We start from the raw sequence: 25191 nt of genomic DNA, 5'->3' as shown, positions 1-25191 counted from the left end.
ACCGTGGCCCGGCTCAGGCTGGCGAACCGCCACGACGTATCCCGCCGCCCGGATCACTACCGCCAGGAGCGGAGCCTCCCACGGGAAACGCCGGATGGCGCGCCACGAGCCCCGCGATATCAGCGGCGATCCGTCCCGGATCCTCGCCCCGGCACGCGCGCGCGATCAGCCCCGCGATCTCGACCATGTCCCCGGCGCCGAAGCCCTGGGTCGTCACGGCGGCCGTGCCCACGCGGATCCCGGACGGCGTGCGCGGTGGCATCGGATCGAACGGCACAGCGCTCTTGTTCAGGTAGATCCCGGCGCGCGCGCACAAGTCCTCGGCCCGCGCGCCGTCGATCCCGAGGGGCTGGAGGTCTGCCACGACGATGTGCGTGTCGGTGCCGCCGCTGACGAGCCGCGCTCCATGCCCGGCCAGCGCATCAGCAAGGGCTCTCGCGTTCTCGATCATGCCCCGCGCGTAGTCCTTGAACGCGGGCTGGGACGCCTCCCGCAGCGCCACCGCCTTCGCCGCGATCGCCTGCATCGACGGTCCGCTCTGGCTGAACGGGAAGACCGCCCGGTCGATGGCCCGGGCGTGCTCGCCGCGGCACAGGATCATGCCGCCGCGCGGCCCCCGGAGGGTCTTGTGAGTCGTTGTTGTCACGACATCAGCGAATGGCACGGGGTTGGGCACCTCGCCACCGGCGACCAAGCCCATGATGTGCGCGGCATCGACCCAGAGGATGGCCTCGATCTCATCAGCGATCTCGCGGAAAGCCTGGTAGTCGATGTTGCGCGGGTACGCCGTCCCGCCGCAGACGATGATGCGCGGCGCATGGATGCGCGCGATCTCGCGCACGGCCTCGTAGTCGATCTGCTCGGTCGCGCGGTCCACCTCGTAGGGCACGGGCGTGAACCAGGCCCCGGAGAAGCTGATGCGAGCGCCATGCGTGAGGTGGCCGCCGTGCGCGAGGCTCAGCGCCATGACGGGATCATCGGGCTTGGCGAACGCTGCGTACACCGCGAGGTTGGCGCTGGTGCCTGAGTGCGGCTGCACATTGGCATGCTCGGCACCGAACAGTGCCCGGGCGCGCTGCACCGCGAGCTCCTCGGCCCGATCGACGTGCTCGCAACCAGGGTAGAAGCGCTGCCCCACGTAGCCCTCGGCGTACTTCATGGACAACGGGCTGGCCAGCACCGCCCGGACCGCTGGGCTGGCGTGGTTCTCGCTCGCGATCAGTTGCAGGCCCGCGGCCAGGCGTCCCGCCTCACGATCAGCGATGTCGGCGATCTCGGGATCGGCAGCGGCGAGGTCTTCCCACTCGGGCACCCAGGACGGTGTTGTGCTCAAGGGCGAGATCCTTTCATCACGGCGCATCAGCGGGGGCGAGTTCGCCTGGTTTCATGCCGAGCACTTCCGCGACCTCCTCGACGCGCACGGCGCCCGCGCGCAGGAGGCGCGGCCTGCCCCCGGTGAGGTCCACGATCGTTGATGCCTCCCCGCGCGGGGAGGCGCCCCCATCGAGATACACCGAGACCGCGTCCCCGAGCTGTTCCTCGGCATCCGCAGCGGTGGTCGCTGCTGGCTGGCCGGACCTGTTCGCGCTGGAAACTCCCATCGGGCCGACCTCGCCGAGCACCTCGAGAGCGACGGGATGCAGTGGCATCCTCAGCATCACTGTTCCCCGTGTATAGCCCAGGTCCCACGACAATGACGGGGCGTGCTCGACGACCAGGCTGAGCCCACCCGGCCAGAATGCCTCGATGAGCGAGCGCATTATCGGGGAGACGGAGTACACCAGACCGTCGATAGTGCTCCACGAGCCCACGAGCACCGGTACCGGCATCTCCCGCCCGCGCCCCTTCGCCTCGAGCAGCGATCCCACTGCGTGCGAATCGAACGCGTCGCACCCGATGCCGTACACCGTGTCGGTGGGCATCACCACGAGGCGGCCCGCCTTGACCGCCTGCACCGCCGCCTCGATGCCCGCAGTCCGGGAATCTGCCCTGCCGCAATCAAACACCGTACGCACGATCGATCTTCTCCCGCCGCGTCGCGCCCATGGATAGGCATGCCTGGTGGCTCACTCGGCCGCGCCGATGGTTCGGATGGCCGAGACGAACCGTGGCCGGCCCGCGAGGTCAAAGTGCTGCTCGATCTCGCGGAAGGCCTTGGTGGCCTCCACGATACCGATCACGCCTGCGCCATTGCTGTCGTCATGCTCGATCGCGAGCCCGCCGCCGGGACGCAGCAGCCGCGCGGCGTTGCGCACCAGTGGCCGGATCACGTCCAGGCCGTCCTCGCCCGCGAACACCGCCCGGCGCGGCTCGTGGCGCGCGACCTCCTCGGCCACGTCGCTGCCCTCGGGAACGTACGGCGGATTCGAGATCACGAGGTCGACGGTCCCGGCCAGCTCCCCGAGCAGGCCTGGCGCGGTGGCGTCGGCCTCGTGCAGGGTGACAGCGGGATCGCCCGCCTGCTGCCGGGCGCCGGCGTTGCGCTGCAGCCACGGCAGCGCCTCCTTGTCCAGCTCCACCGCATGCACCTGCGCATCGGGGCGCGCGTGCGCGATGGCCAGGGCCAGGGCTCCCGAGCCGGCGCACAGGTCCACCACCACCGGCGGATGCATGCCACACATCTCGAGGTAGCCAAGCGCCCACGCGTACAGCAGTTCCGTCTCGGGGCGCGGGATGAACACCCCCGGCCCGACAGCGAGATCGACCTCGCCCATCAGCGCGGTACCTGTCAGGTATTGCAGCGGAACACGTTCCGCGCGCTGCGCCACAAGCTCCTGAAGCCGCGAACCCTGCTCGCCCGTGAGGAAGGGGATGAACGCGATCCTCCCCCGATCCACCTGGAGGACATGAGCCACGAGGAGCTCGGCATCCACCCGGGGGCTGGGCACGCCCGCGCTGGCAAGCGCATCGGCAGCGGAGGAGATCACGGAACGAACAGGTTGTCGAGTCACCCCACTAGGTTCGCATGCCTGCAGTTGCGCAACAGAATGATGACACTCTGAATTTCCCGTCGCTCCTCGGATAGCCTAAGGCGCGGACGCATATCCAACGGAGGTACACATGATGCACCAGGCACCAGCACGCCGCGCCGGACTAGCACTCGCCGGCGCCGCGCTCGTCGCGGTCGCCGCCGCGCAGGGCGCCGCCGCCAAGCCCTTCGACACCCCACCGAGCCCCGTGCTCTGCGCCAGCGGCGTCGCGGTCCCCCAGACGTTCGTCCAGGGCGGGGCCAACTCGCTTCCGCCGGGCTCGGTCACCTACGTCATCAACGAGCAAGGAGGCTCCGGCGCGATGGTGGCCTGGGTCAACCTCGATAGCATCGAGACCGGCCAGTTGCGCTTCGGGACCGCCCCGCTCGAGCCCACCCCGATCGGCGACGAGGCCACGGCGCCGATCGCCCTGGTCGAGACCGGCGAGGGGACCGTCCTGTCGGCGATGGCCGGGGTGTACGAGAACGCCCAGGGCGAGACCTGCATCCTGCTGCCCGGCTTCACCAGCGACGACGTGCCCGGGGCCCCAGCCAGCGACTAGGGATCCCGCGCCCGGATACGAGCGAGCAGCCCGCCCCAGGGGTTGAAGGCCCCGGGGGCGGGCTGCTTGGCTCCGGGCCCGCTTGCGGGGGCATCGCGCGTTACTCGGCCTGGAGCCGGGCCTGCCGGTCGGCCTCGACCAATGCGGCGACAACGGCGTCGAGCTCGCCGCCGAGCACGGTGTCGAGGTTGTGGGCCTTGAAGCCGATGCGGTGGTCCGCGATCCTGTTCTCCGGAAAATTGTACGTGCGGATGCGCTCTGACCGATCGACCGTCCGTACCTGGTTCCTTCGTCCCGCCGAGGCCTCGGCCACGGCTTCCTCCTCCGCGAGCGCTTGCAGGCGGGCAGCGAGCACCTGCATGGCGCGGTTCTTGTTCTGCAACTGCGAGCGCTCGTTCTGGCAGCTCACCACGATGCCTGTCGGCAGGTGGGTGATGCGAACGGCGGAGTCGGTGGTGTTGACGCCCTGCCCGCCCTTGCCGGAGGCCCGGAACACGTCGATGCGCAGATCGTTCTCGTCGATCTGCACGGCCTCGGCCTCCTCGGCCTCCGGGATCACGTACACGCCGGCCGCCGAGGTGTGGATGCGGCCCTGCGATTCGGTGACTGGCACCCGCTGCACCCGGTGCACGCCGCCCTCGAACTTCAAGCGTGACCAGACACCGTCCGGCCCGTCGGCACGGGACTTGATGGACAAGGTGATGTCCTTGTATCCGCCGAGGTCTGATTCGACGGCATCGAGGATCTCGGTCTTCCAGCCTTGGCGCTCGGCGTACTTGAGGTACATCCGCGCGAGGTCCGCGGCGAACAACGCGGCCTCCTCGCCCCCCTCCCCTGACTTGACCTCGAGCACGATGTCGTCCGCGTCGTGCGGGTCGCGCGGCGCGAGCATGTCGGTGAGGTCGCGCTGGAGCTGGCTGACGGTCTCGTCGAGCTCGATGACCTCACTAGCGAAGCTCGAATCGTCACTAGCAAGCTCCCGGGCGGCCGCGAGGTCGCCTTCGGCGGCAGCGAGCTTCCGGTAGGTCGCCATGATGGGGCCGAGCTGGGCGTATCGCTTCGCTGCCTTGCGTGCCGCCGCTGGATCGTCATGCAGGGAGGGGTCGGCCAGTTGCTGCTCGAGGCCCTGGTACTCCGCGATGACGTCGTCGACCGCCGAGGGCTGGTTCACCGTGCTCATTTCCTCACCGTGGTCTGTTCCGTTCCCGCCGTGGATCGCGGTCGATCTGGGGAGTGGTGCAATGAAAAACACCACGCCCGATCCATGCATCGGCATGGAACGGGCGTGGTGGGGAGAGCTAGTTCGCCGCGGTCTTGCGCTGGCGCTTGCCGTAGCGGGCCTCGAAGCGGGCGACGCGGCCGCCGGTGTCGAGGATCTTCTGCTTGCCCGTGTAGAACGGATGGCACTCGGAGCACACCTCGACCGTGATCTGCGGGCGCCCTGCGGCACTGCGGGTCTCGAAGGTGTTCCCGCAACCACACAGCACGGTGGTGGCGGAGTACTCGGGATGGATATCCTTCTTCATTGTTCCTCTTTCGTCTCGAGCCGCCGGGTCGGATCCGCCTGGGGCGAAACCGTGAACCGGAACTCATCGGGGTGGACCAAGTATGCCAGACAGTTCCGTCAACACGGAATCAGGCGATTCTAGTCCCGGGCTAGTCGTCGTCCGCCATGCCAGGAGCGGTCTTCGCCACCTGCATGAGGAACTCGACATTGTTCTTCGTCTTGCGCAGCCGATCAACGAGCAGGTCGATGGCCTGGTGCGAGTCGAGCCCGGAGAGCACGCGCCGCAGCTTGTGCAGGACAGCGAACTCATCAGGACCGAGCAGCAGGTCGTCGCGCCGCGTGCCGGACGGGATCACATCGACGGCTGGGAACACCCGCCGCTCGGCGATGCGCCGATCCAGCTTCAGCTCGGCATTGCCGGTGCCCTTGAACTCCTCGAAGATGACCGTGTCGCCCTGCGAGCCCGTCTCGACCATGGCGGTCGAGATGACCGTGTCGCCCTGCGAGCCCGTCTCGACCATGGCGGTCGCGATGATCGTGAGCGAGCCACCTTCCTCGATGTTCCGGGCCGCGCCGAGGAACCGCTTCGGTGGATACAGGGCGGTCGAATCAACACCGCCGGAAAGGATGCGGCCCGACGCTGGCGAGGAGTTGTTGTACGTGCGACCGAGCCTGGTGATGGAATCGAGCAGCACGGCAACGTCCTTGCCGATCTCCACGAGGCGCTTCGCCCGCTCGATCGCCAGCTCCGCCACCGAGGTGTGATCCGACGGCGGGCGGTCGAAGGTCGAGGCGATCACCTCGCCCTTGACCGAGCGCTGCATGTCGGTGACTTCCTCGGGCCGCTCATCGACCAGGACCACCATGAGGTAGCACTCGGGATTGTTGACCGCGATGGCGTTCGCCACGTCCTGCAGGATCGTGGTCTTGCCCGCCTTGGGCGGGCTCACGATCAGCGCGCGCTGTCCCTTGCCGATCGGCATGATCAGGTCAATGATGCGCGTGGTCAGGATGTTCGGGGTCGTCTCGAGGCGCAGCCGCTGGTTCGGGTAGAGCGGCGTCAGCTTGCTGAAATCGGGGCGCTTGCGCGCCTGGTCCGGCGAGACGCCATTGACGGTATCGAGCCGCACCAACGGATTGAACTTCTGCCGCTGGCTGCCCTGCTCGCCATCCTTGGGAAGGCGGACCGCGCCCGTGATCGCATCGCCCCGGCGCAAGCCGTTCTTGCGCACCATGTTCATCGAGACGTAGACGTCGTTCTGCCCCGCGAGGTAGCCGGAGGTGCGCACGAAGGCATAGTTGTCGAGCACGTCGAGGATGCCGGCGACCGGCTGGAGGACATCGTCGTCGCGCAGCTCGGTGTCGTTCGAATCGGGGCCGCGATCGCTGCCACGGTTCCGGCGCCGCTCGCGGAACCGACGGCCACGCCGCCCTCCCCGGCCGGAATCATCGTCATCCTGGTCGCGCGGACCGTTGTCGCGATCCCGGTTCTGGCCCTGGTCCCGGTTCTGGCCCTGGTTGCCGCCACGCTGCTGGTTGCCACCACGCTGCTGGCCCTCATCGCGCTGCTGGCCATCGCCCTGGCGCGAGCCATCCTGCTGGCCGCCCTGGCGCTGGTTCTGGTCGGAGCGCTGGTTCTGGTCGGAATCGCGACGGTCACCACCGCGCTGCCGCCGGCGGGATCCGGATTCGCCACGGTCCCCGCCCTGGTCCGCGGGGCGCTGCTGGCCCTCGCCGCGCGGTGCATCCTGCTCGGTGCCCGATGACTGCGCCGTCGCGGGCCCGGCTGCCTTGGCGCCTCGCCGTGGTCGCGACCGACCGGGCTCGCTGGGCTCCTGCTCGCCGCCGGGCGAATCCGTGGCGCTCGGCGCCGTGGCTTCCTGGCTGGCGCTGGCCTGCGGCGATTCCTGTCGCTCGGCCTTGCCGGAGTTCTCGGGCTTGTCCTGCTTGCCCGGCTGGTCCTGGGGGGCCGGCTGGTCCTGGGGGGCCTTCGATGTTGCCGGAGCCGCGCCCGCGCGCTGGCGTTCCTCGATGGCGGCGATCAGCTCGCCCTTGCGCATCCCCGAGGTTCCCCGGATCCCTAGGCTTCCCGCCAGTGCGCGGAGTTCGGCGAGCAGCATGCCGGAGAGTCCCTCCTTGCGCCTGGACTGGGCTCGTTTGGTCGCGGCAGCAACGGCGGCGTCGGTTTCTGGACTGGTCATGAGGTCCGTTTCTGTCACGGAGTTCCTTTCGTTCCTCCGAACGCCCCGCGGGGTCGTGGAGGTTCTTCCCGAAACCCAGCGTGTGATCTGGGATCCGAGGTGCCACACGTTCACCATGTGGAAATTCCTGCTGATTCGCGGTCACATCTCGTGCGCGCGCCTGGGAAGGTCTTGCTGTCATCACCATCGCCGTGCCTGGGCCTCCGGGCAGAACGCACAGCACTCGCGCTAGGGCGATGGGCTTCTGCCCCACATGCCACAGAGAGCGTGCAGGCGATTACCTTCGAGCAACACACATGCGCAGGGAATCTATTCCCGAGCGGCGATGTGCGAGGTGAATCCACTTCGAACAATAACAGATCAGTACAGGCCCCGAAACCGGACTCACCGGCGGTCACACCAGCGATGCCCCACCGGAAATTCCAAGCTCAGTCACGAGCATCCCCTCGTCCTCCGCCCGCCGCGCGAGTCCCGGTGGAATTTCGTCGACGGTCAGTGCCAGCACAGCAGGCCCCGCGCCCGAGACCATCGCCGGGATCCCCGCGGCACGCAGCTCCGCTACCCACCGGCTCGTCATCGGGATCGCCGATGCGCGCTGCTGCTGGTGCAGCCGATCCTCGGTAGCAGCCATCAGCAGCTCGGGGTGCTGCGTCAGCGCCACCACGGCAAGCGCCGCCCGGCTGACGTTGAACACGGCATCCCTGTGCGTGACGTGCATGGGCAGCAGGCCGCGGGTCTGCGAGGTCGACGACCGCGTCTCGGGGACCAGGGCGAACGCGCGGATATCACGGTGCACGTCCAGCCGGGTGGCGAAGTAGCGGCAGTCGCCCTCGCCATCGGCCGGGGCATCGGTCCACGAGACCACAGCACCGCCGAGCACGCTCGCCGAGGCATTGTCGGGGTGGCCCTCGAACTCCGCCGAGAGCTGGACGAGCGCATCGACGCCGAGGACCCGATCAGGTGCTACCTGCGCGACCAGGCCATTCGCGGCGACGAGGCCTCCCACCGCGGCGGAGGCCGACGAGCCAAGCCCGCGCGAGTGCGGAATGGTGTTCGCGCAGTTGATCCGCAGGCCGCCCACAGCAACCCCCGCGGCATCCAGTCCCTTCCGGATCGCGCGGACCACCAGGTGACTGCCGTCGAGGGGAACCTCGCCATGACCCGCGCCATCGACCGTGATGTCCAGCCCGGAGTGCGCCACTGTCACCGAGATCTGGTCGTGCATGCCCAGCGCGAGACCGAGCGAGTCGAAGCCCGGCCCCAGGTTCGCGCTCGAAGCAGGCACCCGGACTTTGGCCGTGGTCCCCTCGGGCAGTTCCACGCATGCCTGTGGCGAGGTCACGGCTCGGATCATTCTGCCAGTCCGAGCGCACGCGCCACAGCTACGGGATCCACCGGAATGGCTTTGACCTCGGGCATGCCGAGCAGCGCGGTGTCGGGATCCTTCAGCCCGTTCCCGGTCACGGTGCAGACCACGGTCTGGCCGGGCTCGAGCCAGCCATCCTCGCGGGCAGCGAGCAAGCCCGCCACGCTGGCCGCCGAAGCCGGCTCGACGAACACGCCCTCCCGCGAGGCGATCAGCCGGTAGGCCTCGAGGAGCTTCTCATCGGTGGCCGCCCGGAACTGCCCGTTGGATTCGTCGCGCGCGGCGACCGCGGCGTTCCAGGAGGCCGGCGCACCGATGCGGATCGCCGTGGCAATGGTCTCGGGGTTCTTGACGGGCGCGCCATGCACCAGCGGCGCGGCGCCCGCGGCCTGCACGCCCAGCATCCGGGGCAGGCTCGTGGTGACGCCGTCCGCGTGGTATTCCTTGTAGCCCCGCCAGTAGGCGGTGATGTTGCCAGCGTTGCCAACAGGAAGCGCATGCACGTCCGGCGCCTTGCCCAGCACGTCGCAGATCTCGAACGCGGCGGTCTTCTGGCCCTCGATGCGGGCGGGGTTGACCGAGTTGACGAGCGCGATCTCCGGGAACTCGCTGGTGGCCTTGCGCGCGAGCTCGAGGCAATCGTCGAAGTTGCCATCGACCTGGATGATGGTGGCGCCGTAGATCACCGACTGCGCGAGCTTGCCCATGGCGATCTTCCCCGCCGGGATGAGCACCGCGCAGGTGATCCCGGCCTTGGCCGCATAGGCAGCGGCCGAGGCCGAGGTGTTGCCCGTCGAGGCGCAGAGCACCGCGCGCTGGCCACGCGCGACCGCGTCGGTGACGGCCATGGTCATGCCCCGGTCCTTGAAGGAACCCGTCGGGTTGAGCCCCTCGACCTTCAGGTACACCTCGCACCCGGTGATCTCGGAGAGGTGCTCGGCGGGCAGCAGCGGGGTGCCGCCCTCCTGCAGGGTCACTGCCTGCCAGTCATCCCCGACCGCGAGCCGGTCCCGGTATGCCGCGATGAGCCCTGGCCAGCCACTGTGCACCGGGCCGATGGCCCCTGCGGTGATTGCTCCGGTCATTATTCAGAAGTACCTTCCAGTCGGATCACGCTGGTCACAGCATGGACGAACTCCCGGCCTTGCAACGCTGCGACGGTCTTCGACAACGCGTCATCCGAGGCGCGGTGGGTCACCACCACCAGGGAGGCTGCTTCCTCGCTGCCGGTCTGGCGCACGGTGGAGATGCTGACGCCGTGGTTGGCGAACTCCTGGGCGACCGCGGCGAGGACACCGGTGCGGTCAGCGACCTCCATGCGCACGTAGTAGCGGGTGGGAGTGGATCCCATGGACAGGATCGGCAGCTTCGCATAGATGGACTCATCCGGGCCCTTGCCGCCATGGACCTTGTTGCGCGCCGCGGAGACAAGGTCACCGAGCACGGCGGAGGCGGTCGGGCCGCCGCCGGCGCCTTGCCCGTAGAACATGAGGCGCCCCGCGGCCTCGGCCTCGACGACGACCGCGTTGAACGCGCCGTTGACGGCGGCGAGAGGATGCTCCAGCGGCACCAGCGCCGGGTAGACGCGCGCCGATACGCGCTGCGATCCGTCCTCATCGGTGACCCGCTCGCAGATCGCGAGCAGCTTGATCGTGCAGTCGAGGTCCGCGGCGGAGGCGAGATCGTCGGCGGTGATACTGCTGATCCCCTCCCGGTACACGTCGGACGCCGTGACCCGGGTGTGGAAGGCGATCGAGGCGAGGATGGCGGCCTTGGCGGCGGCGTCGTATCCCTCGACGTCGGCGGTGGGGTCGGCCTCGGCGTAGCCAAGCCGCCGCGCGTCGGCGAGCATCTCGGAATAGTCGGCCCCGGTCTCGCCCATCGCGGAAAGGATGTAGTTGGTGGTGCCGTTGACGATGCCGACGACGCGGTCCACGCGGTCCCCGGCGAGCGATTGCATGAGGGGCCGGACGACGGGGATCGCGCCGGCGACCGCTGCCTCGAAGTACAGGTCGAGATCCGCAGCGTCGGCCACGGCAGCAAGCTCCCCGGTGTAGTCGGCGAGCAGGGCCTTGTTCGCGGTGACCACGGACTTGCCGGTGTTGAGGGAGTTGAGGATCAGCGTGCGAACGGGCTCGATCCCGCCGAAGACCTCGACGACGATATCGACATCGTCACGAGCGACGAGCGCCGCCGGATCATCGGTGAGCAGCTCGATCGGGACCCCGCGGTCCGGGGTGACGTTGCGCACGGCGATGCCCTTGAGCTCCAGTCGCGCGCCCACTCGTGCCTGGAAGTCGTCGGCATGCTCGGACAGCAGGCGCACCACCTCGCTACCGACGTTGCCCAATCCGAGGACGGCGATTCCGAGAGTCCGCTCGGGCACCACGCCACTGGCCTGTTCGCTACTCATTCGACCTCCAAGCTGAGCAGATCTTCCACCGTTTCCCGCCGCAGGAGCAACCGGGACTGTCCATCGCGCACGGCCACCACTGCGGGGCGGCCCAGCATGTTGTAGCGGCTCGACATCGAATAACAATAGGCACCCGTGGCAGCGACCGCGAGGAGGTCCCCGCTGGCGATGTCGGCAGGCATCCAGGCATTCCTGATGACAATGTCTCCCGTCTCGCAGTGCTTGCCGACGATGCGCGACACCATCGGCTCGGCATCGCTGCGCCGTGACACAACACGAACATCGTATTCGGCGTCGTACAACGACGTGCGGATGTTGTCGCTCATTCCTCCGTCCACGCTGACGTACTTGCGCCGCGCGGCGGAGCCGAGCCGCACATCCTTGACGGTACCGACCTCGTACACCGTGATGGTTCCCGGCCCCGCGATGGCCCGGCCTGGCTCGACAGTGAGACGGGGCGCGGAGATGCCTGCCTGCTTCGATTCGCTCTCGACGATCGCGAGCAGCTTGGCCGCGAGCTCCGCGATGGGCGGCGGATCATCGCTGGGCACATAGGCGATGCCGAACCCGCCACCTAGATCGACCGTGCCGAGCTGCGCGGTCCGGGCGGCACCGAGCTCGGCGGTGGCATCGCGCAGCAGGCTGATGACGCGGTGCGCGGCGAGCTCGAAGCCGTCGGCCTCGAAGATCTGCGAGCCAATATGGCTATGCAGCCCCACGAGCCGGAGATGATCGGTGGCGAGGACGCGCCGGATCGCCTCCATCGCGGAACCATCGGCGAGGGAGAAACCGAATTTCTGGTCCTCGTGCGCGGTCGCGATGAACTCGTGGGTATGGGCCTCCACGCCGACGGTGACGCGGATCAGCACATCCTGAACGGCGCCGTGGCGGTCCGCGACGCTGTCGAGCCGATCGATCTCGATCATGGAATCGATCACCACGTGCCCCACCCCGTGGCGGACGGCCGCCTCGAGCTCGGCCTCGGACTTGTTATTCCCGTGCAGCGCGATCCGCTCGGGAGGGAAGCCACCGTGCAGGGCCACGGCCAGCTCGCCACCGGAGGCCACATCGAGCGACAGGCCTTCCTCGGCCACCCACCGGGCGATGTGGCTCGACAAGAACGCCTTCGATGCGTAGTGCACGCGGTCGGGCGCGCCGAACGCTGCGGCCATGTCCCGGCAGCGCGACCGGAAATCGTCCTCGTCGATGACAAAGAGCGGGGTTCCGTACTGCGCGGCGAGCTCGGTGACCGGGATGCCCGCGACGGTGACGATCCCGCTGGCGGGGTCGCGCTCCGCATTGCGGGGCCAGACCACTGGCGCGAGGGCGGCGAGCTCGTCCGGCGAGGCTGGACGCTCGCTGAGCCCTGGGGCGTGCGGGATATCGGCGTGCTTGGGGCCGGCTGGGTGGGCGCTCACATTCGCTCCGGGGCGGTCACGCCCAGCAGTGCCAGGCCATTGGACAGGACTTGCCGGGCAGCGTCGCAGAGCGCGAGCCGGGCGGTGTGCAGCGGGGCAGGCTCCTCGTCTCCCTGGGGCAGGACGCGGCACTGATCGTAGAACCGGTGGTAGGAACTAGCCAGATCCTCGAGGTAGCGGGCCACGCGATGCGGCTCGCGCAGCGTCGCGGCGGCGGCGACCACGCCCGGGAACTCGCCGAGGGTGCGGATGAGGTCGCCCTCGCGGTCATGCGTGAGCAGGTCGAGCTGGGGATCAGTGGCGGCCACGCCCAGCTCGGCGGCGTTGCGGGCGATCGAGCAGAGGCGCGCGTGCGCGTACTGCACGTAGTAGACGGGGTTCTCGTTGCTCGCGCTGGCCCACAGCTCGAGGTCGATATCGAGGGTGTTGTCGAACGAGGAGCGAGTGAGGGCGTATCGCGCGGCATCGACACCGATCGCCTCGACCAGGTCGTCGAGGGTGATCACGGTGCCCGCGCGCTTGCTCATGCGGACAGGCTTGCCGTCGCGGACGAGGCTGACCATCTGGCCGATGAGCACCTCCACCGAGGCGGGGGCGTAGCCGAGGGCGGCCGCGGCGGCCTTCAGCCGGGCGATGTAGCCATGGTGGTCGGCGCCGAACATGTACACGCTCAGCCCGAATCCACGCTCGTGCTTGTTGCGCAGGTAGGCGATGTCTCCCGCGATGTAGGCGGCGTTGCCATCGGACTTGATGACGACACGATCCTTGTCATCTCCGTAGGCGGAGCTGCGCAGCCACCAGGCCCCATCCTGGTGGTAGAGGTTGCCGTTGGCCTTGAGCTCCTCGATCGCGGCGGTGACCGCGCCCGACTCGAACAGCGAGTTCTCGTGGAAGTAGACGTCGAAATCGGTGCCGAACTCGTGCAATGTCCGCTTGATGTGCTCGAACATCATGGCGACGCCCGCGGCGCGGAACGCCTCATGCCGCGCATCCAGGGGCATATCCATCACGCCGGGCGCCTCAGCGACGATCGTGCGGGCGATCTCTGTGATGTAGGCGCCGGCGTACCCATCCTCGGGAGCTGGCTCGCCCAGCGCGGCCGCCACCAGCGACCGGGCGAATCGATCGATCTGGGCCCCGTGATCGTTGAAGTAGTACTCACGGGTGACCTTCGCGCCCTGCGCCTCGAGCACGCGGCCCAGCGAATCCCCCGCGGCGGCCCATCGCGTTCCGCCGAGGTGGATGGGGCCTGTCGGGTTCGCCGAGACGAACTCCAGGTTGATGTCCAGGCCCGCGAGGGAATCCCCGCGGCCGTAGTCGCTCGCGGCCGCGAGCACGTTCTCGACGATCTTTCCCTGCGCGGCGGCGGCGAGCCGGATGTTGAGGAAGCCCGGGCCCGCGATCTCGGCCGATTCGATGCCGTCATGGTCGGCGATGGCGCTCGCGATCCAGCTCGCGAGCTCGCGAGGCGTGGTGCCCGCTCGCTTTGCCACCTGCAGGGCCACGTTGGTGGCGTAGTCGCCATGCTCGGGGTTCCGCGGACGCTCGACGACAAGCTTGTCGGGCACAACGGAGGTATCGAGGTCGTGGCTCGCGAGCACGGAGACCGTGGCATCGCGGAGCAGCTGGGAAAGGTCTGCTGGGGTCACAGGCACCTATCCTATGGGCCCGCGGGATCAACTGCTAAATGCGAGCCCCGCCGCGCCGGTCGCGGCATCCCTGCTCGGCGGTACGTACAGTTGATGCCAGCGCGCGGCGCGCGCCCCGGCCACCAGCGCTCGTGCGGCGCGGGCGCGCGCACGCGGTCCTGTCACTACGGCGCGGAAAGATCCACCATCAATGGCAAGCAATGCGAACGATAGAACCGCTAAGGCCCTGCGGGCCGCGAAGAAGAAGTCGCGGGGCGGCTCCGCCACCGGGCTCAAGAACGGCCCGAACATCCCCTGGCTTGGCATCGGCGCCCTCGTCAGCGTCCTGATCCTCGTCGGCGTCATCGGCTGGAACATCGCACCGAGCATCCGCGACGAGCAGGCGATGGAGCAATGGACACCCACGGTCGATGATCCTGACCCGTCCACGCGGATCGATGGCGTGGAGATCTTCGAGAACCTGAGCAACGCGCACGTGCTCGCTGGCCAGCGCGTCGCCTACGAGCCGATGCCTCCGGTCGGCGGGCCCCACGATGAAGCCTGGGCCACCTGCACGGGCGTTGTCTACGACGAGCCCATCCGCACGGAGAACGCCGTGCACTCCCTCGAGCATGGCGCCGTCTGGATCACCTATTCGCCGGACAACGCCTCGGCAGCCGACATCGCCGCGCTCGAGAACCGCGTCGACGGGCAGGCTTACCTGTTCATGTCGCCATTCCCCGGCCAGGAATCTCCTCTCTCGCTGCAGGCCTGGGGCCACCAGCTCAAGCTTGATTCCGCCGAGGACGAGCGGATCAACCAGTTCATCGGCGCGCTGCGGATCAACCAGTTCAACAGCCCGGAGCCAGGAGCGAGCTGCTCGAACATCCCCGGCTACTTCGATCCCGAGAACCCGCCTCCGTTCGACCCGGCCCCTCCCGGGCCCGATGCGGTAGCGATGGACGGTGCCGGCGCATCAGCGGACGCCGCCGAGATGGGCGAGCCGCTGGAGCCTGGACCTGTCGACGAGGAGCCCGCTGGCGACGCTCCCGCGATTGAGATCCCGGCCGAGCCCGTGCCTGGTGGCGAGGAGAACGCTGAATGAGCCCCACGGGCCGACGCCTCGTTCCCTTGCTCGTTATCACCACCGCGCTAGGCATGGCGATCGGCTTCCTGCTCGGGGCCACGATCGGAGGCGATGACGCCGCGCTGCCCGCCAACGCCGATCCGAACGCCTCCGATATCGGCTTCAGCCAGGACATGAGCGCGCACCACCTGCAGGCCGTGTCGATGTCCGCAGCGGTGCTGACCACCACCAGCGACCCCAGCATCAGGACCCTCTCCTTTGACATCCTCACTGCCCAGGAGAACCAGATCGGGCAGATGCAGGGCTGGCTGCAGGCATGGGGCGAGCCGCGGTTCGCGCCCGGCGACCCCATGACCTGGATGCCCAGCAGCGAGCATGACGGCCACGACATGAGCGACATGGCCATGTCCGAGGGAGCCCGCATGCCTGGCATGGCGACCTCGCAGGAGATGGCGCGGCTGCGCGGCCTCGAGGGCAGCGAGCAGGATGTGTACTTCCTGCAGTTGATGCTGCGGCACCACCAGGGTGGCCTGCCCATGGCCGAGGCCGCCATCGAGCAGGCCAGCACCCCCTTGGTCACGGGCATCGCGCAGAGGATGCTCGACGGGCAGAAGAAGGAGATCGACTTGATGACGGAGCTGCTCGCTGAGCGCGGCGCCGAGCCCATTCCGTTCAACTAGCCGTCTGCGGCTGGGGCCCAGCCGATTGGGTCCCGCCCAGGTCGATTGGGGCCCAGCCGATTGGGTCCCGCCCAGGTCGATTGGGGACCAGCCGATTGGGTCCCGCCCACGTCGATTGGGTCCCGGGTCGGTTGGGTCCCGCCCACGTCGATTGGGTCCCGGGTCGGGCGAGCTGCCACCCACGACATGGATCTGCCACCTCTGCGCGCAGCGGCCACGGAAATATCCGTGGCCGCTGCGCGCGGACCGTGGTGGCTGCGCACCGGGGGTGGCAGCTGTGGCACACGCTTAGTGTTCCGCCATTGGTCAGGGACACCGAACCAGGCTAGACGGGCACATCGGGTTTCACATCAACGCCAGACACGCGCCTGGCCTGGCGATTCCGCATTGGTGGCGCTAATGCGCTAGGCTAGCCCCGCCCACCGCGCAAGCGCTGACGTGGCATGAATGTGGCAAGCCCTCGTAGCTCAGGGGATAGAGCACTGCCCTCCGGAGGCAGGTGTCGCAGGTTCGAATCCTGCCGAGGGCACATATTTTCACTCGGGGTTCCCCGATCATTCTGCTTGATCGCCTGCTTCAGCTTTGTCTGTCGCAGCGTTTCCTGTGGCCCCGCCCAGGTCCTCGTCATCCTGATGCCTGCTTGTCTCTGGCACCACGACCCAGTAGAGGGCAGCGACAAGCAGCAGCGCGCCAGTGAGCAGGAAGGCGAGCTCGAACGAGTACTGCTCGGCTATCCAGCCCCCGAGCAGGGGCCCCACGATGGCGCCGAGATCAGCAGTCATCTGGAACGCCGCGAGCACCTTGCCGCCATTCCGGTCCGATCCGATCAAGTCCGCCACCGCCGCCTGCTGGCTGGGCACCACGAAGCCCATGCCGGCGCCGGCGATCACGCACAGCGCGAGAAAGACCACGGGATTGCCGGAGAGCCCCAGCACCATCGTGGATGATCCGGTGATGGCGAGGCCCATGATGGTGGGCGGCTTGCGGCCTATGCGGTCGGAGAGCTTGCCGGAGGTCGTCAGCACGATCGCCATGCCGATGGAGAACGCGGCGAGCGCGAACCCGCCCAGCTCGGTGCCCATGGTGAACGCGACCGTCACGAACAGCGGGATCAATGCCACGCGCACGCCGAAGGTCGCCCAGCCGTGGGCTAGGTTGGTGAGGAGCGCGGCGCGATAGGCCGGCTCGCGCAGCGCCTCGCCCAGGCGGTACTCCTGCCGCGGAGCGGACCGTGTGCCCTTGGTCCCGCTGGGCTCGCTGTCGAGCCTGGTGTGGACGACGATGATGGCGATGACGAGCGCCACGGTGTAGACGATGAACGGCACGCGCAGCCCGAACCGGCCGAGGAGCCCGCCGAGCAGTGGCCCAGTGATCCCGCCGAGCAGGAAGGCGGTGCTGTAGAGGCTGCTGACCTTGCCGCGCCGGTCCGGCGGCGAGAGCCGGATGATGAGCGCCATCGCCGAGATGGTGAACATGGTGGAGCCGATGCCGCCGAGGCCGCGGAAGATCATGAGCTGCCAGTAGCTCTGCGCGGCGGCGCTCGCTCCGGTCGATATCGCGACGATGGCGAGGCCGCTGAGGTAGACGCGCCGCTCGCCGAGCTTTTGCACTAGCTGGCCGCTGGCGGGGGCGAAGAGCAGGCGGGCCACCGCGAAGATGCTGACGATCGCGGACGCCGCGGTGTAGCCGACGTTGAAGCTGGTCGCGTACTGGGGCAGCACCGGGGCGATGAGCCCATATCCGACGGCGATGACGAAAGCGGCAGCCACCAGCACATGTATCTGACGCATGGCGTGCTGGTGGCTGCCGCTTGCTCTGGTGTTGCCCACGGTTCGAGGCTACAGACCCCGAAACGAGGTGGCGTGCTGGCTAGAGCGCCTTGAGCTCCTCGATGACGTGGCTCACGGATTTCTTGGCGTCGCCGAAGAGCATCGAGGTCTGGTCCGCGAAGAACAAGGGGTTCTCGATGCCCGCATAGCCCGAGGACATGCCTCGCTTGAGAACGATGACCGACCTGGACTGGTCGACGTTGAGGATCGGCATGCCGTGGATCGGCGAGCTCGGGTCATTGCGCGCAGCCGGGTTGGTGACGTCGTTGGCGCCGATGACGATGGTGACATCGGTGCGGTTGAACTCACCGTTGATGTCGTCCATCTCCTTCATGGCGTCGTAGCTGACCTCCGCCTCCGCGAGAAGAACATTCATGTGCCCTGGCATGCGGCCGGCGACGGGGTGGATGGCAAACTTGACCTCCACGCCCTTCTCCTCGAGCAGGTCGGCGAGCTCCTTGACGGCATGCTGCGCCTGGGCGACAGCGAGGCCGTAGCCGGGCACCACGATGACCTGGTTCGCGTAGGCCATCTGGATGGCGGCATCGGATGCGGACGTGGACTTGACCGTCCCGCCCGCATCGTCGACCGCGGCGGCGCTGGTGGAGCCGCCGAACGAGCCGAAGATGATCGCGGGGATCGACCGGTTCATGGCCTTGGCCATGAGGTTGGTGAGGATCGAGCCGGATGCGCCGACGATCATGCCGGCGACGATCATCGCGGTGTTGTTCAGCGCGAGGCCAGCCGATGCTGCGGAGAGCCCGGTGAGGGCGTTGAGCAGCGAGATCACGACGGGCATGTCAGCGCCACCGATGGGCAGCACCACGAACAGGCCCATCGTTCCGGCGATGACCAGCAGCGCCAGGATCCAGATGGCCGCGGTCGGGTCGTTGGCCGGGTCGGCGTTGATCCCGATGTAGATCGCGATAACCAGCGAGGCAAGGGCAAGAATGATGTTGGCGACCTGGAAGGTCTTGACGTTCGCGACGAGCTTCTTCTCGAGGTTCTTGTTGAGCAGTTCCTGGAGCTTCGCGAATGCCACCAGCGATCCCCAGAACGACACCGAGCCAACGATCGCCGCGAACAGCGAGCCGACGATGATGTGAACGACGGGGCCCTCGTAGCCGTGGAAGTTGGTGAATCCGTCGGTGTCGAGGAACTCTGCCCAGGCGATGAGCGCGACGGTGCCACCGCCCACGCCGTTGAAGAAGGCCACGAGCTGTGGCATCTCGGTCATCTTGGTGCGGATGGCTGGCGGTACACCGAGGACGACACCGACGACGAGGCCGGCCACGATGAGGATCCAGTTGCCGGTGTCGCGCACCGCGAGCAGGGTGGCAGCGACGGCGATGCCCATGCCCACCGCAGCGATCCAGTTGCCGCGGACGGCGGTGCGGGGGCCGGTAAGACCCATCAGGCCATAGATGAACAAGGAGAAAGCAATGATGTAGAGAACATTGACGAGGGTGTCCATCAGGCGTCTCCTCCCTTGCCGCGGGCAGGCGACTTGGACTTGAACATGCCAAGCATGCGGTCAGTGACGACGAAGCCGCCGACGACGTTGAGCGTGCCGAACACGACAGCGACGAACAGGATGACCTGCATCGCGATGCTGGGGTCCTCCACCTTGCCGAGCACGACGAGCGCGCCGAGCACAACGATGCCGTGGATGGCGTTGGTGCCGGACATCAGCGGGGTGTGGAGCGTATTGGGCACTTTGGAGATCACGGTGAAGCCAACGAAGCCGGCGAGCACGAGCAGCGCCAGGTTGGCTAGCAGTTCGGTATACATGGGTGGTTCCTTGTCATCCTGCCGCGGGTGGCGACGCGGTCTCGGGCACGCCGGTGACGCAGGAGTCGGCGAGGATCTGGTCGGTGAAGTCCGGTGCCAGGGCGGCATCGTCGTCCAGCATGAGATCGAGCAGCGCGGTGACGTTCTTCGCGTAGAGCTCGCTCGCGTGCTCGGGCATCGTTGCCGGGAGGTTCAGCGGCGAGGCGATGGTCACCCCGTGCTTGGTGACGGTCTTCCCCGGCTCGGTGAGCTCGCAGTTGCCGCCGGTCTCGCCAGCGAGGTCCACGATGACGCTGCCCTCTCGCATTCCTTCGACGGCCGCGGCGGTAACAAGGCGCGGGGCGGGACGACCAGGGACGAGGGCCGTGGTGATCACGACGTCGAAGCCCTTGATCGCGTCCTCGAGCCGTTGCTGCTGCTGCGCGCGCTCGTCCTCGGTGAGCTCGCGCGCGTATCCACCCTCGCCCGCGGCGCTGATGCCGAGGTCGAGCCATTGCGCGCCGACGGAGCGGACCTGGTCCGCCACCTCGGGCCGCACGTCGTATCCCGTGGAGCGCCCGCCGAGGCGCTTCGCGGTGGCGAGTGCCTGTAGTCCTGCGACGCCGACACCGAGGACGAGGACGGTCGCGGGCTTGACGGTTCCGGCAGCGGTGGTGAGCATCGGGAAGAACCGGGTGAGCTCGTTGGCGGCAACGAGGACGGCCTTGTAGCCGGCGACGTTGGCCTGGCTCGACAGTGCATCCATGACCTGCGCGCGGGAGATGCGCGGGATGGCCTCCATCGCGAAACCGTGGACGCCGCGCTTGCTGAGCGCGTCGATGCAGTTGACCTGGTTGCGGGGCGCGAGGAACCCGATGAGCGTGGCGCCCTTCGGGATCTTCGAGATCTCGGCGTCGGACGGCGGCGCGACCTTGACGATCACTTCGCAGTCCCATGCGTTGCCGATGGTGGCGCCGGCCTGGATGTACTCGTCGTCGGGGATGCGGGCACGGTCGCCCGCCCCGCTCTCGACGACGACGCCGATCCCGCGGGAGGTGAGCGACTTCACTGCCTTGGGCACGAGGGCTACGCGCCGCTCCCCCTCACCGGCTTCCCGTACCACGCCCACGGTCGTGGACCGTTGCTGAGTGTTGTGTGCGCTATCCAATGATGTGACTCTCCGCGAGACGGCTCGCTGATCGGTGAGAATCACCGGCATCTTGCCGGTGCGCTGGAGATTTCCGTCTGCTCACAGCGCACCGATCGTACCGAGATGCGCCGTCGAGTGGGTTCTCCGCGTCGGCGTGCCTTCATCTGAATCGAATCACCGGGACAGATCGTCCCTGTTACGTGGGGTTTGTGAATTCTCCCACAAGCTCGACCGCGAGCGCCGCGCGAGCGCGCGGGGGGTGCTAATGAGCTCAGCCCGCGAGGCTGCCGCCGGTGCACCCGGAGCGCGCGGCGATGCCGGTGGCCCAGCCGCCGCGGCGCCCGGTGGCGGTGCGGCGATCGATGAAGTCGTCGGCGCCCTCGAGCAGCACGGCTACGAGTTGCTCGGGATCTGCCTCGAACGAGTCACGGAGCCGACGGAGCTCGGCGGGAGCAAACAGCGCGGAGGCCTCGATGGCGTCCATCCAATGGTCGATATCGCCACCGCGGATCGCATCGATGAGTTCCCAGTCAGCGGAATTGTCGGCGCGCTCGTACGCGAGGATCGCCCTGACCAGTTCGCGCGTACCGGTTGTCATAGTGGCCATGTGTCATCTCCCTTGCTCAGTCAGCCCTGGGGCCGCCCGGCGCCAGCTTGCTCGGGCGACTGCCCACGAGGCGGTCTCCGCCCGCGGCTGGTGCGCCCGTCGATCGGCGAGCAACCACGCTCCCGCATCGATTGATTCCAATCCTATCCCCGGGGGAAGCCAATAAACACCTCTGTTTAGTGATGTTTACAGAACGCACAGATAACGAGGGGAAAAGCCGCAGCCTTCGCCATGATTGCCTTAGAGTTTCTTTAGGAATTGACGTCATGGAACAACCCCGCCCAGGGGTCACAACCGTCGCTCCAGTCCCACGTCGAGCAAATACGACACGACTACCAGCACATCTGCAGGCTCCCGGGGCCGATCAGCAGTCCTGTCAGGCGAAGCTCCGGGTGACGCGTACTGCAATTCCTCCGGGCTGTGATCGCCGCCATCGTGTTGAACCCCATGAAACAAGATCGTCACAATTGAAATACGACAGAATGACAATGCTCGACATTTCGCGACTAATTGACCTAGCAACGCGGTCGACGCCGAGCACCAATCCCCACGCACCAAACGCCCCGGGCAATTACGCGGACCGCACCAGTGCCCCGAGTACGCCGACAGCATCGAGGGCCACGGCCTCGCCGCCGAGGGCCGGGGGGACCGCGATCACCGACACAGCCCATCGCTCCCCCGCCCCCGCCACGACCCAAGCGAGCACCGGCGCACCCGCGGCTGGCAGCGGCGCCCCCACCGCGAGACGGCACTCCACCACGCTCCCCGCGTCGTCCCGGAGCATCACGCTCGTACCCCGCTCCCCCGGTCGCGAGCCCGCCCAGTACATGCGGTGCTCCGAGGGAACGCCCATGGCCGCCGCCACGATCGCCTCGTCGTGGGGCAGCACCGCGCCGCGGCGCTCCACGAATCGCGCCATGGCGCCGCCCTCGCACAGCGCGATCATCCGCGCGCGCCGATCCTCGACCAGGCGGCTGGCCATCGCGCCATCGAGCGTCCCCGCGGTGATCCCATCGATCACGCCCATCAGCGCCAGGCGCGCTGGCCCATCCGCCCCCAGGAAAGCGAGCGCCTTCGCCAGGACGCTGTCGACCACGGCAGGAGCCGCCGGCACGCGGTCCGCGTCCCAGTCCGCGATCCAGCGCGCTCCCGGCGCCCATCCATCGCTCACCAGCCGCAACCGCTCCACGTGCCCGACCATCTCCGCCAGCGGCGCATCGACCGCCGCGAGGGCCACACTGATCCAGCGCAGCACCCGCGCCGCAGCGCCATCGAGCACCGGTGCCAGCGCCGTGCACGCGTCCACGATCGCGCGGCGCTCCAGCGCCCGCGGGCTGCCCGGCTCGATATCGTGCACCCACGGCTCGATGAGCACCCCCAGCGCATCCTCCGTGTCCACGATCCGGGCAAGGCGCGCGATGTCCACCGGATCCGGGGAACCGCCAACGAAGGAGGACCGCAGCGCATGCACCGCCGATGCGAGATCCCGCCCGATGCCATGCACCACCGCAAGCGCGTTGACCTGCTCGTCCCGGTCGTAGGCAGCGAAGTCGAACCCCGCTAGCGCGATCCGGTCGCCAGCGGCGACGATGCCGTACCGCGCGAGAAGCTCGCCGAGCGGCATCGTTCGGCGCCCCGCGCCCCGAGGCAGGTGCTCGGCCGCGTGCGCAACGAGCGCGGCAAGGCCCCCCGGGCTGCCCGCGTTGTCCCGCGCGAACCGGCGCATGATGGACCTGAGGCCCGGCGGCGGCGCGGCAAGGCATTCTCGGTCCACCGGCACCATCGACACCGTGGCCCCCGTGATGCGCAGCGCGACGAGGTCACCAGGACGCAGGCCGTCGAAGGCCCGTGCGGGGAGGTACATGTGCTCGCCGGGCTCCACGGTCGGCGGCAGGAACGGCTCGATGTCGGGCGCGGTCCGCACGCAGGCCGACCAGATCTCCTCCGCGGAGATCACATGGGTGGGCCACCATCGCTCGGCGGTCCCGGTCATGGCCCGCACGCCTCGTCATCATCGACGAATCGCAGGACTCGCAGCATCGCGTGCTNGGGCTCCACGGTCGGCGGCAGGAACGGCTCGATGTCGGGCGCGGTCCGCACGCAGGCCGACCAGATCTCCTCCGCGGAGATCACATGGGTGGGCCACCATCGCTCGGCGGTCCCGGTCATGGCCCGCACGCCTCGTCATCATCGACGAATCGCAGGACTCGCAGCATCGCGTGCTCCTCGCCAGGTCCTGGCGCTGCAGCGACGCATGCCTCGAGCCCCGCGCGCAGCGCCACCTGGTCCATCCCATGTCCGATGAGCACGAGCTCCGTCCTGGGCGGCGCGCCAGCAGGCCAGGAGCGGCGCTCGATCTCGATGCTGCGCCCCACGACTTGCAGCACATAGCAGGCGCCGTCGCCGAACCCTCCGAGATCGAGAAGGCCCTTGACCCGGTACACGCCCGCGGGCCGCTGCTCGAGCAGGTCCATGAAGGCTCGCGGATGAACCGGCACGGACGACGTCCACGCGACGCTCTCCACCTGGTGCGCATGCGCGTGGTCATGCGGTTCCTCCGCCTCGTCGCATTCCTCGCGCAGCAGCGCATCAAGGGTCAGTTGCACCGGGCGGTCCAGCCGCCCAGCCCTCCTTTCCACCCGCGAGCTGGCGTCGACCAGCAGATCGAGATCCAGCGCGCCACGAACCGTGGGGATCACCGGAGCGCCGCGCGCGGCCGCACCGATGCGCGCGACCAGCTCGTCGCGCGCCTCGCTGGCGAGCTGGTCGGCCTTGTTCAGCAGCACCAGGTCGGCAACGCTCGCATGGCGGTCTAGCTCCACGCGGGCGTGCTCGGCCGCATCGATCACTACGATGACCGACGAGCAATGGAAGCGCTCGTCACCCGTGGCCCGCACTACCTGCACGAGCGCTCCCGGCTCGGCCACCCCGCTCGCCTCCACCAGGATCATGTCCAGCCGTGGCGCTATGCCTGCCAGGCTTGCCAGGGACTCCTCGATATCGTCGGTGTCCACCTCGCAGCAGATGCAGCCATTGGTCAGGGTCATCATGTTGTCGACCTGCCCGGCGACGAGGAACGCATCGATGTTGATCGCGCCGAAATCATTGACCAGCACGCCCACTCTCAGCTCGCCCGCCGAGCGCAGCACATGGTTGACCAGAGTTGTCTTCCCCGCGCCCAGGAACCCCGCTACCACCACGACCGGAATGGATGCTCCCACCCGGACCACTCCCCTCGGCTCGTCCTCGTCCCGGATACGGCATGCTACCGGGGATCGTGTCCACGGCCCCATGGTCGACACGGCATGGCCGACGTAACGTAAGCGGCATGACCAGCCAACCGCTGACGCGCCGCAGGGCGCGGTTCGTGCCACTCCTCATTGCCGTGATCCTCCTCGCGCTGGCCACGGGATGCTCGGGGACCGTGCAGGAGGACTTCTCGCCGAGCCCGTTCCCCGTCGGTGATGGCGAGCTGCGCGAGGACAGTGCCGGCGGGGCGCTAGCTCCCCGGCAGGCGCCCGATGCGGTCCAGCGCGAGGTCATCCGCCACGCCACCATGACCATCCAGGTGCCCGACCCGGCCGCGGCATCGCAGGAGGCGGCCGAGGCCGCGCAGCGCGCGGGCGGACGCATCGATCACCGCACCGAGCGTCCCCCTACCAGCCAGTCCGTCGGCTCTGCCAGCCTCACCATGCGCGTGCCCGCCGATCGCCTCGACCCGGTGATCGAGCAGCTCCGCGCCCTCGGCACCGTCAGCGAGCTAACTATCTCGAGCAGCGATGTGACGATCCAGGTCGTCGATCTCGATGCCCGCATCGACGCGCTCGCGACCTCCGTCTCTCGATTGCAGGAGATCATGGGCACCGCGACCTCGGCCGAGGACCTCATCGCGGCGGAGACCGCGCTCGCGGAGCGGCAGGCCCAGCTCGACGGCCTGCGCTCGCAGCGCGAGCACCTCGCGGACCAGGTCGACCTCTCCACCCTCGATCTCTACCTCGCGCAGC

General features: G+C 68.3%; 22 protein-coding genes and 1 tRNA gene. 5 read left to right on the top strand and 18 right to left on the bottom strand.

All coding sequences use genetic code 11. The features are described 5' to 3' along the window. Positions 1-13: 13 nt before the first annotated feature. From HT102_RS15360 to prmC, 3 genes are read right to left on the bottom strand one after another with little or no spacing between them, the layout of a single operon-like run. Positions 14-1333, bottom strand: coding sequence for a serine hydroxymethyltransferase (locus HT102_RS15360; RefSeq protein WP_225443774.1), 1320 nt, complete (start codon positions 1331-1333; stop codon positions 14-16). A 16-nt stretch (positions 1334-1349) separates the two neighbouring features. Next, a complete protein-coding gene (locus HT102_RS15355) occupies positions 1350-2015 on the bottom strand; it encodes an L-threonylcarbamoyladenylate synthase (protein WP_192040332.1) in 666 nt (221 codons plus the stop codon). Between the two features lie 51 nt (positions 2016-2066). Continuing rightward, positions 2067-2951 (bottom strand): peptide chain release factor N(5)-glutamine methyltransferase, encoded by an 885-nt coding sequence (gene prmC, locus HT102_RS15350; RefSeq protein WP_192040331.1) that lies wholly within the window; start codon positions 2949-2951, stop codon positions 2067-2069. A 109-nt stretch (positions 2952-3060) separates the two neighbouring features. Here prmC and HT102_RS15345 point away from each other — a divergent pair, with 109 nt between their 5' ends. Beyond that, positions 3061-3531: a hypothetical protein gene (locus HT102_RS15345; RefSeq protein ID WP_192040330.1), complete on the top strand. Its 471-nt coding sequence runs from the start codon at positions 3061-3063 to the stop codon at positions 3529-3531. Between the two features lie 100 nt (positions 3532-3631). On the opposite strand, the gene prfA is transcribed toward HT102_RS15345, so the two are convergent. From prfA to argS, 8 genes are all read right to left on the bottom strand, one after another. Then, a complete protein-coding gene (prfA, locus tag HT102_RS15340) occupies positions 3632-4711 on the bottom strand; it encodes a peptide chain release factor 1 (RefSeq protein ID WP_192040329.1) in 1080 nt (359 codons plus the stop codon). A 118-nt stretch (positions 4712-4829) separates the two neighbouring features. After that, complete coding sequence (rpmE, locus tag HT102_RS15335) at positions 4830-5057, bottom strand: 50S ribosomal protein L31 (protein WP_192040328.1); 228 nt, start codon at positions 5055-5057, stop codon at positions 4830-4832. 130 nt (positions 5058-5187) lie between these two features. After that, entirely contained in the window at positions 5188-7239 is a 2052-nt protein-coding gene (gene rho / locus HT102_RS15330; RefSeq protein WP_225443773.1) for a transcription termination factor Rho, read from the bottom strand. Between the two features lie 394 nt (positions 7240-7633). Next, positions 7634-8593 carry a homoserine kinase gene (gene thrB / locus HT102_RS15325; RefSeq protein WP_192040326.1) on the bottom strand — a complete coding sequence of 320 codons (960 nt, stop codon included), beginning with the start codon at positions 8591-8593 and terminating at the stop codon, positions 7634-7636. After that, complete coding sequence (gene thrC, locus HT102_RS15320) at positions 8590-9690, bottom strand: threonine synthase (RefSeq protein WP_192040325.1); 1101 nt, start codon at positions 9688-9690, stop codon at positions 8590-8592. Before thrC ends, thrB begins: the two co-directional genes overlap by 4 nt. Beyond that, positions 9690-11018, bottom strand: coding sequence for a homoserine dehydrogenase (locus HT102_RS15315; RefSeq protein WP_192040324.1), 1329 nt, complete (start codon positions 11016-11018; stop codon positions 9690-9692). The genes thrC and HT102_RS15315 overlap by 1 nt, the downstream gene beginning before the upstream one ends. Next, positions 11015-12436 carry a diaminopimelate decarboxylase gene (gene lysA, locus HT102_RS15310; protein WP_192040323.1) on the bottom strand — a complete coding sequence of 474 codons (1422 nt, stop codon included), beginning with the start codon at positions 12434-12436 and terminating at the stop codon, positions 11015-11017. Before lysA ends, HT102_RS15315 begins: the two co-directional genes overlap by 4 nt. Next, positions 12433-14085: an arginine--tRNA ligase gene (gene argS / locus HT102_RS15305; protein ID WP_192040322.1), complete on the bottom strand. Its 1653-nt coding sequence runs from the start codon at positions 14083-14085 to the stop codon at positions 12433-12435. Before argS ends, lysA begins: the two co-directional genes overlap by 4 nt. A 190-nt stretch (positions 14086-14275) precedes the next feature. Between argS and HT102_RS15300 the strand changes: the two genes are divergently transcribed. The 3 genes from HT102_RS15300 to HT102_RS15290 all read left to right on the top strand — a co-directional run bounded on the left by HT102_RS15300 (position 14276) and on the right by HT102_RS15290 (position 16360). Further along, complete coding sequence (locus HT102_RS15300) at positions 14276-15169, top strand: DUF3105 domain-containing protein (protein WP_192040321.1); 894 nt, start codon at positions 14276-14278, stop codon at positions 15167-15169. Continuing rightward, positions 15166-15831 (top strand): DUF305 domain-containing protein, encoded by a 666-nt coding sequence (locus HT102_RS15295; RefSeq protein ID WP_192040320.1) that lies wholly within the window; start codon positions 15166-15168, stop codon positions 15829-15831. Before HT102_RS15300 ends, HT102_RS15295 begins: the two co-directional genes overlap by 4 nt. 456 nt (positions 15832-16287) lie before the next feature. Further along, a tRNA-Arg gene (locus tag HT102_RS15290) sits at positions 16288-16360 on the top strand. 25 nt (positions 16361-16385) lie between these two features. Here HT102_RS15290 and HT102_RS15285 read toward each other — a convergent pair. From HT102_RS15285 to HT102_RS15250, 7 genes are all read right to left on the bottom strand, one after another. Then, entirely contained in the window at positions 16386-17621 is a 1236-nt protein-coding gene (locus HT102_RS15285) for an MFS transporter (RefSeq protein WP_192040319.1), read from the bottom strand. Positions 17622-17700: 79 nt separating this feature from the next. Then, the gene (locus tag HT102_RS15280) at positions 17701-19134 is read right to left on the bottom strand and encodes an NAD(P)(+) transhydrogenase (Re/Si-specific) subunit beta (RefSeq protein ID WP_192040318.1); all 1434 of its coding nucleotides are present in this window, start codon (positions 19132-19134) and stop codon (positions 17701-17703) included. Then, positions 19134-19451 (bottom strand): NAD(P) transhydrogenase subunit alpha, encoded by a 318-nt coding sequence (locus HT102_RS15275; RefSeq protein WP_192040317.1) that lies wholly within the window; start codon positions 19449-19451, stop codon positions 19134-19136. The genes HT102_RS15280 and HT102_RS15275 overlap by 1 nt, the downstream gene beginning before the upstream one ends. A gap of 13 nt (positions 19452-19464) precedes the next feature. Beyond that, positions 19465-20598 carry a Re/Si-specific NAD(P)(+) transhydrogenase subunit alpha gene (locus HT102_RS15270; RefSeq protein WP_225443772.1) on the bottom strand — a complete coding sequence of 378 codons (1134 nt, stop codon included), beginning with the start codon at positions 20596-20598 and terminating at the stop codon, positions 19465-19467. Between the two features lie 253 nt (positions 20599-20851). Further along, positions 20852-21187, bottom strand: a complete 336-nt coding sequence (locus HT102_RS15265) for a hypothetical protein (RefSeq protein WP_192040315.1) — start codon at positions 21185-21187, stop codon at positions 20852-20854. Positions 21188-21758: 571 nt separating this feature from the next. Further along, positions 21759-23180 (bottom strand): hypothetical protein, encoded by a 1422-nt coding sequence (locus tag HT102_RS15260; protein WP_192040314.1) that lies wholly within the window; start codon positions 23178-23180, stop codon positions 21759-21761. A gap of 172 nt (positions 23181-23352) precedes the next feature. Beyond that, a complete protein-coding gene (locus HT102_RS15250; RefSeq protein ID WP_333473492.1) occupies positions 23353-24408 on the bottom strand; it encodes a CobW family GTP-binding protein in 1056 nt (351 codons plus the stop codon). A gap of 107 nt (positions 24409-24515) precedes the next feature. On the opposite strand from HT102_RS15250, the gene HT102_RS15245 reads away from it, so the two are divergent. Next, positions 24516-25191: DUF4349 domain-containing protein (locus tag HT102_RS15245; RefSeq protein ID WP_192040311.1), on the top strand; the 676-nt coding region annotated here is incomplete at its 3' end.

The organism is Lolliginicoccus lacisalsi, assembly GCF_014841105.1.
GTDB classification, from domain to species: domain Bacteria; phylum Actinomycetota; class Actinomycetes; order Mycobacteriales; family Mycobacteriaceae; genus Lolliginicoccus; species Lolliginicoccus lacisalsi.
The sequence above is the reverse complement of the archived record's forward strand: the minus strand, read 5'-3'. Positions and strand labels throughout refer to the sequence as shown.

Excerpts from the sequence above, each read along its gene's own strand:
- HT102_RS15265 (WP_192040315.1), bottom strand. The coding sequence starts at position 21,187 with ATGGCCACTATGACAACCGGTACGCGCGAACTGGTCAGGGCGATCCTC.
- HT102_RS15315 (WP_192040324.1), bottom strand. The coding sequence starts at position 11,018 with ATGAGTAGCGAACAGGCCAGTGGCGTGGTGCCCGAGCGGACTCTCGGA.
- HT102_RS15275 (WP_192040317.1), bottom strand. The coding sequence starts at position 19,451 with ATGTATACCGAACTGCTAGCCAACCTGGCGCTGCTCGTGCTCGCCGGC.
- rho (WP_225443773.1), bottom strand. The coding sequence starts at position 7,239 with ATGACCAGTCCAGAAACCGACGCCGCCGTTGCTGCCGCGACCAAACGA.
- thrC (WP_192040325.1), bottom strand. The coding sequence starts at position 9,690 with ATGACCGGAGCAATCACCGCAGGGGCCATCGGCCCGGTGCACAGTGGC.
- thrB (WP_192040326.1), bottom strand. The coding sequence starts at position 8,593 with ATGATCCGAGCCGTGACCTCGCCACAGGCATGCGTGGAACTGCCCGAG.
- prfA (WP_192040329.1), bottom strand. The coding sequence starts at position 4,711 with ATGAGCACGGTGAACCAGCCCTCGGCGGTCGACGACGTCATCGCGGAG.
- HT102_RS15280 (WP_192040318.1), bottom strand. The coding sequence starts at position 19,134 with ATGGACACCCTCGTCAATGTTCTCTACATCATTGCTTTCTCCTTGTTC.
- HT102_RS15295 (WP_192040320.1), top strand. The coding sequence starts at position 15,166 with ATGAGCCCCACGGGCCGACGCCTCGTTCCCTTGCTCGTTATCACCACC.
- HT102_RS15345 (WP_192040330.1), top strand. The coding sequence starts at position 3,061 with ATGATGCACCAGGCACCAGCACGCCGCGCCGGACTAGCACTCGCCGGC.
- HT102_RS15285 (WP_192040319.1), bottom strand. The coding sequence starts at position 17,621 with ATGCGTCAGATACATGTGCTGGTGGCTGCCGCTTTCGTCATCGCCGTC.
- HT102_RS15300 (WP_192040321.1), top strand. The coding sequence starts at position 14,276 with ATGGCAAGCAATGCGAACGATAGAACCGCTAAGGCCCTGCGGGCCGCG.
- rpmE (WP_192040328.1), bottom strand. The coding sequence starts at position 5,057 with ATGAAGAAGGATATCCATCCCGAGTACTCCGCCACCACCGTGCTGTGT.
- HT102_RS15260 (WP_192040314.1), bottom strand. The coding sequence starts at position 23,180 with ATGACCGGGACCGCCGAGCGATGGTGGCCCACCCATGTGATCTCCGCG.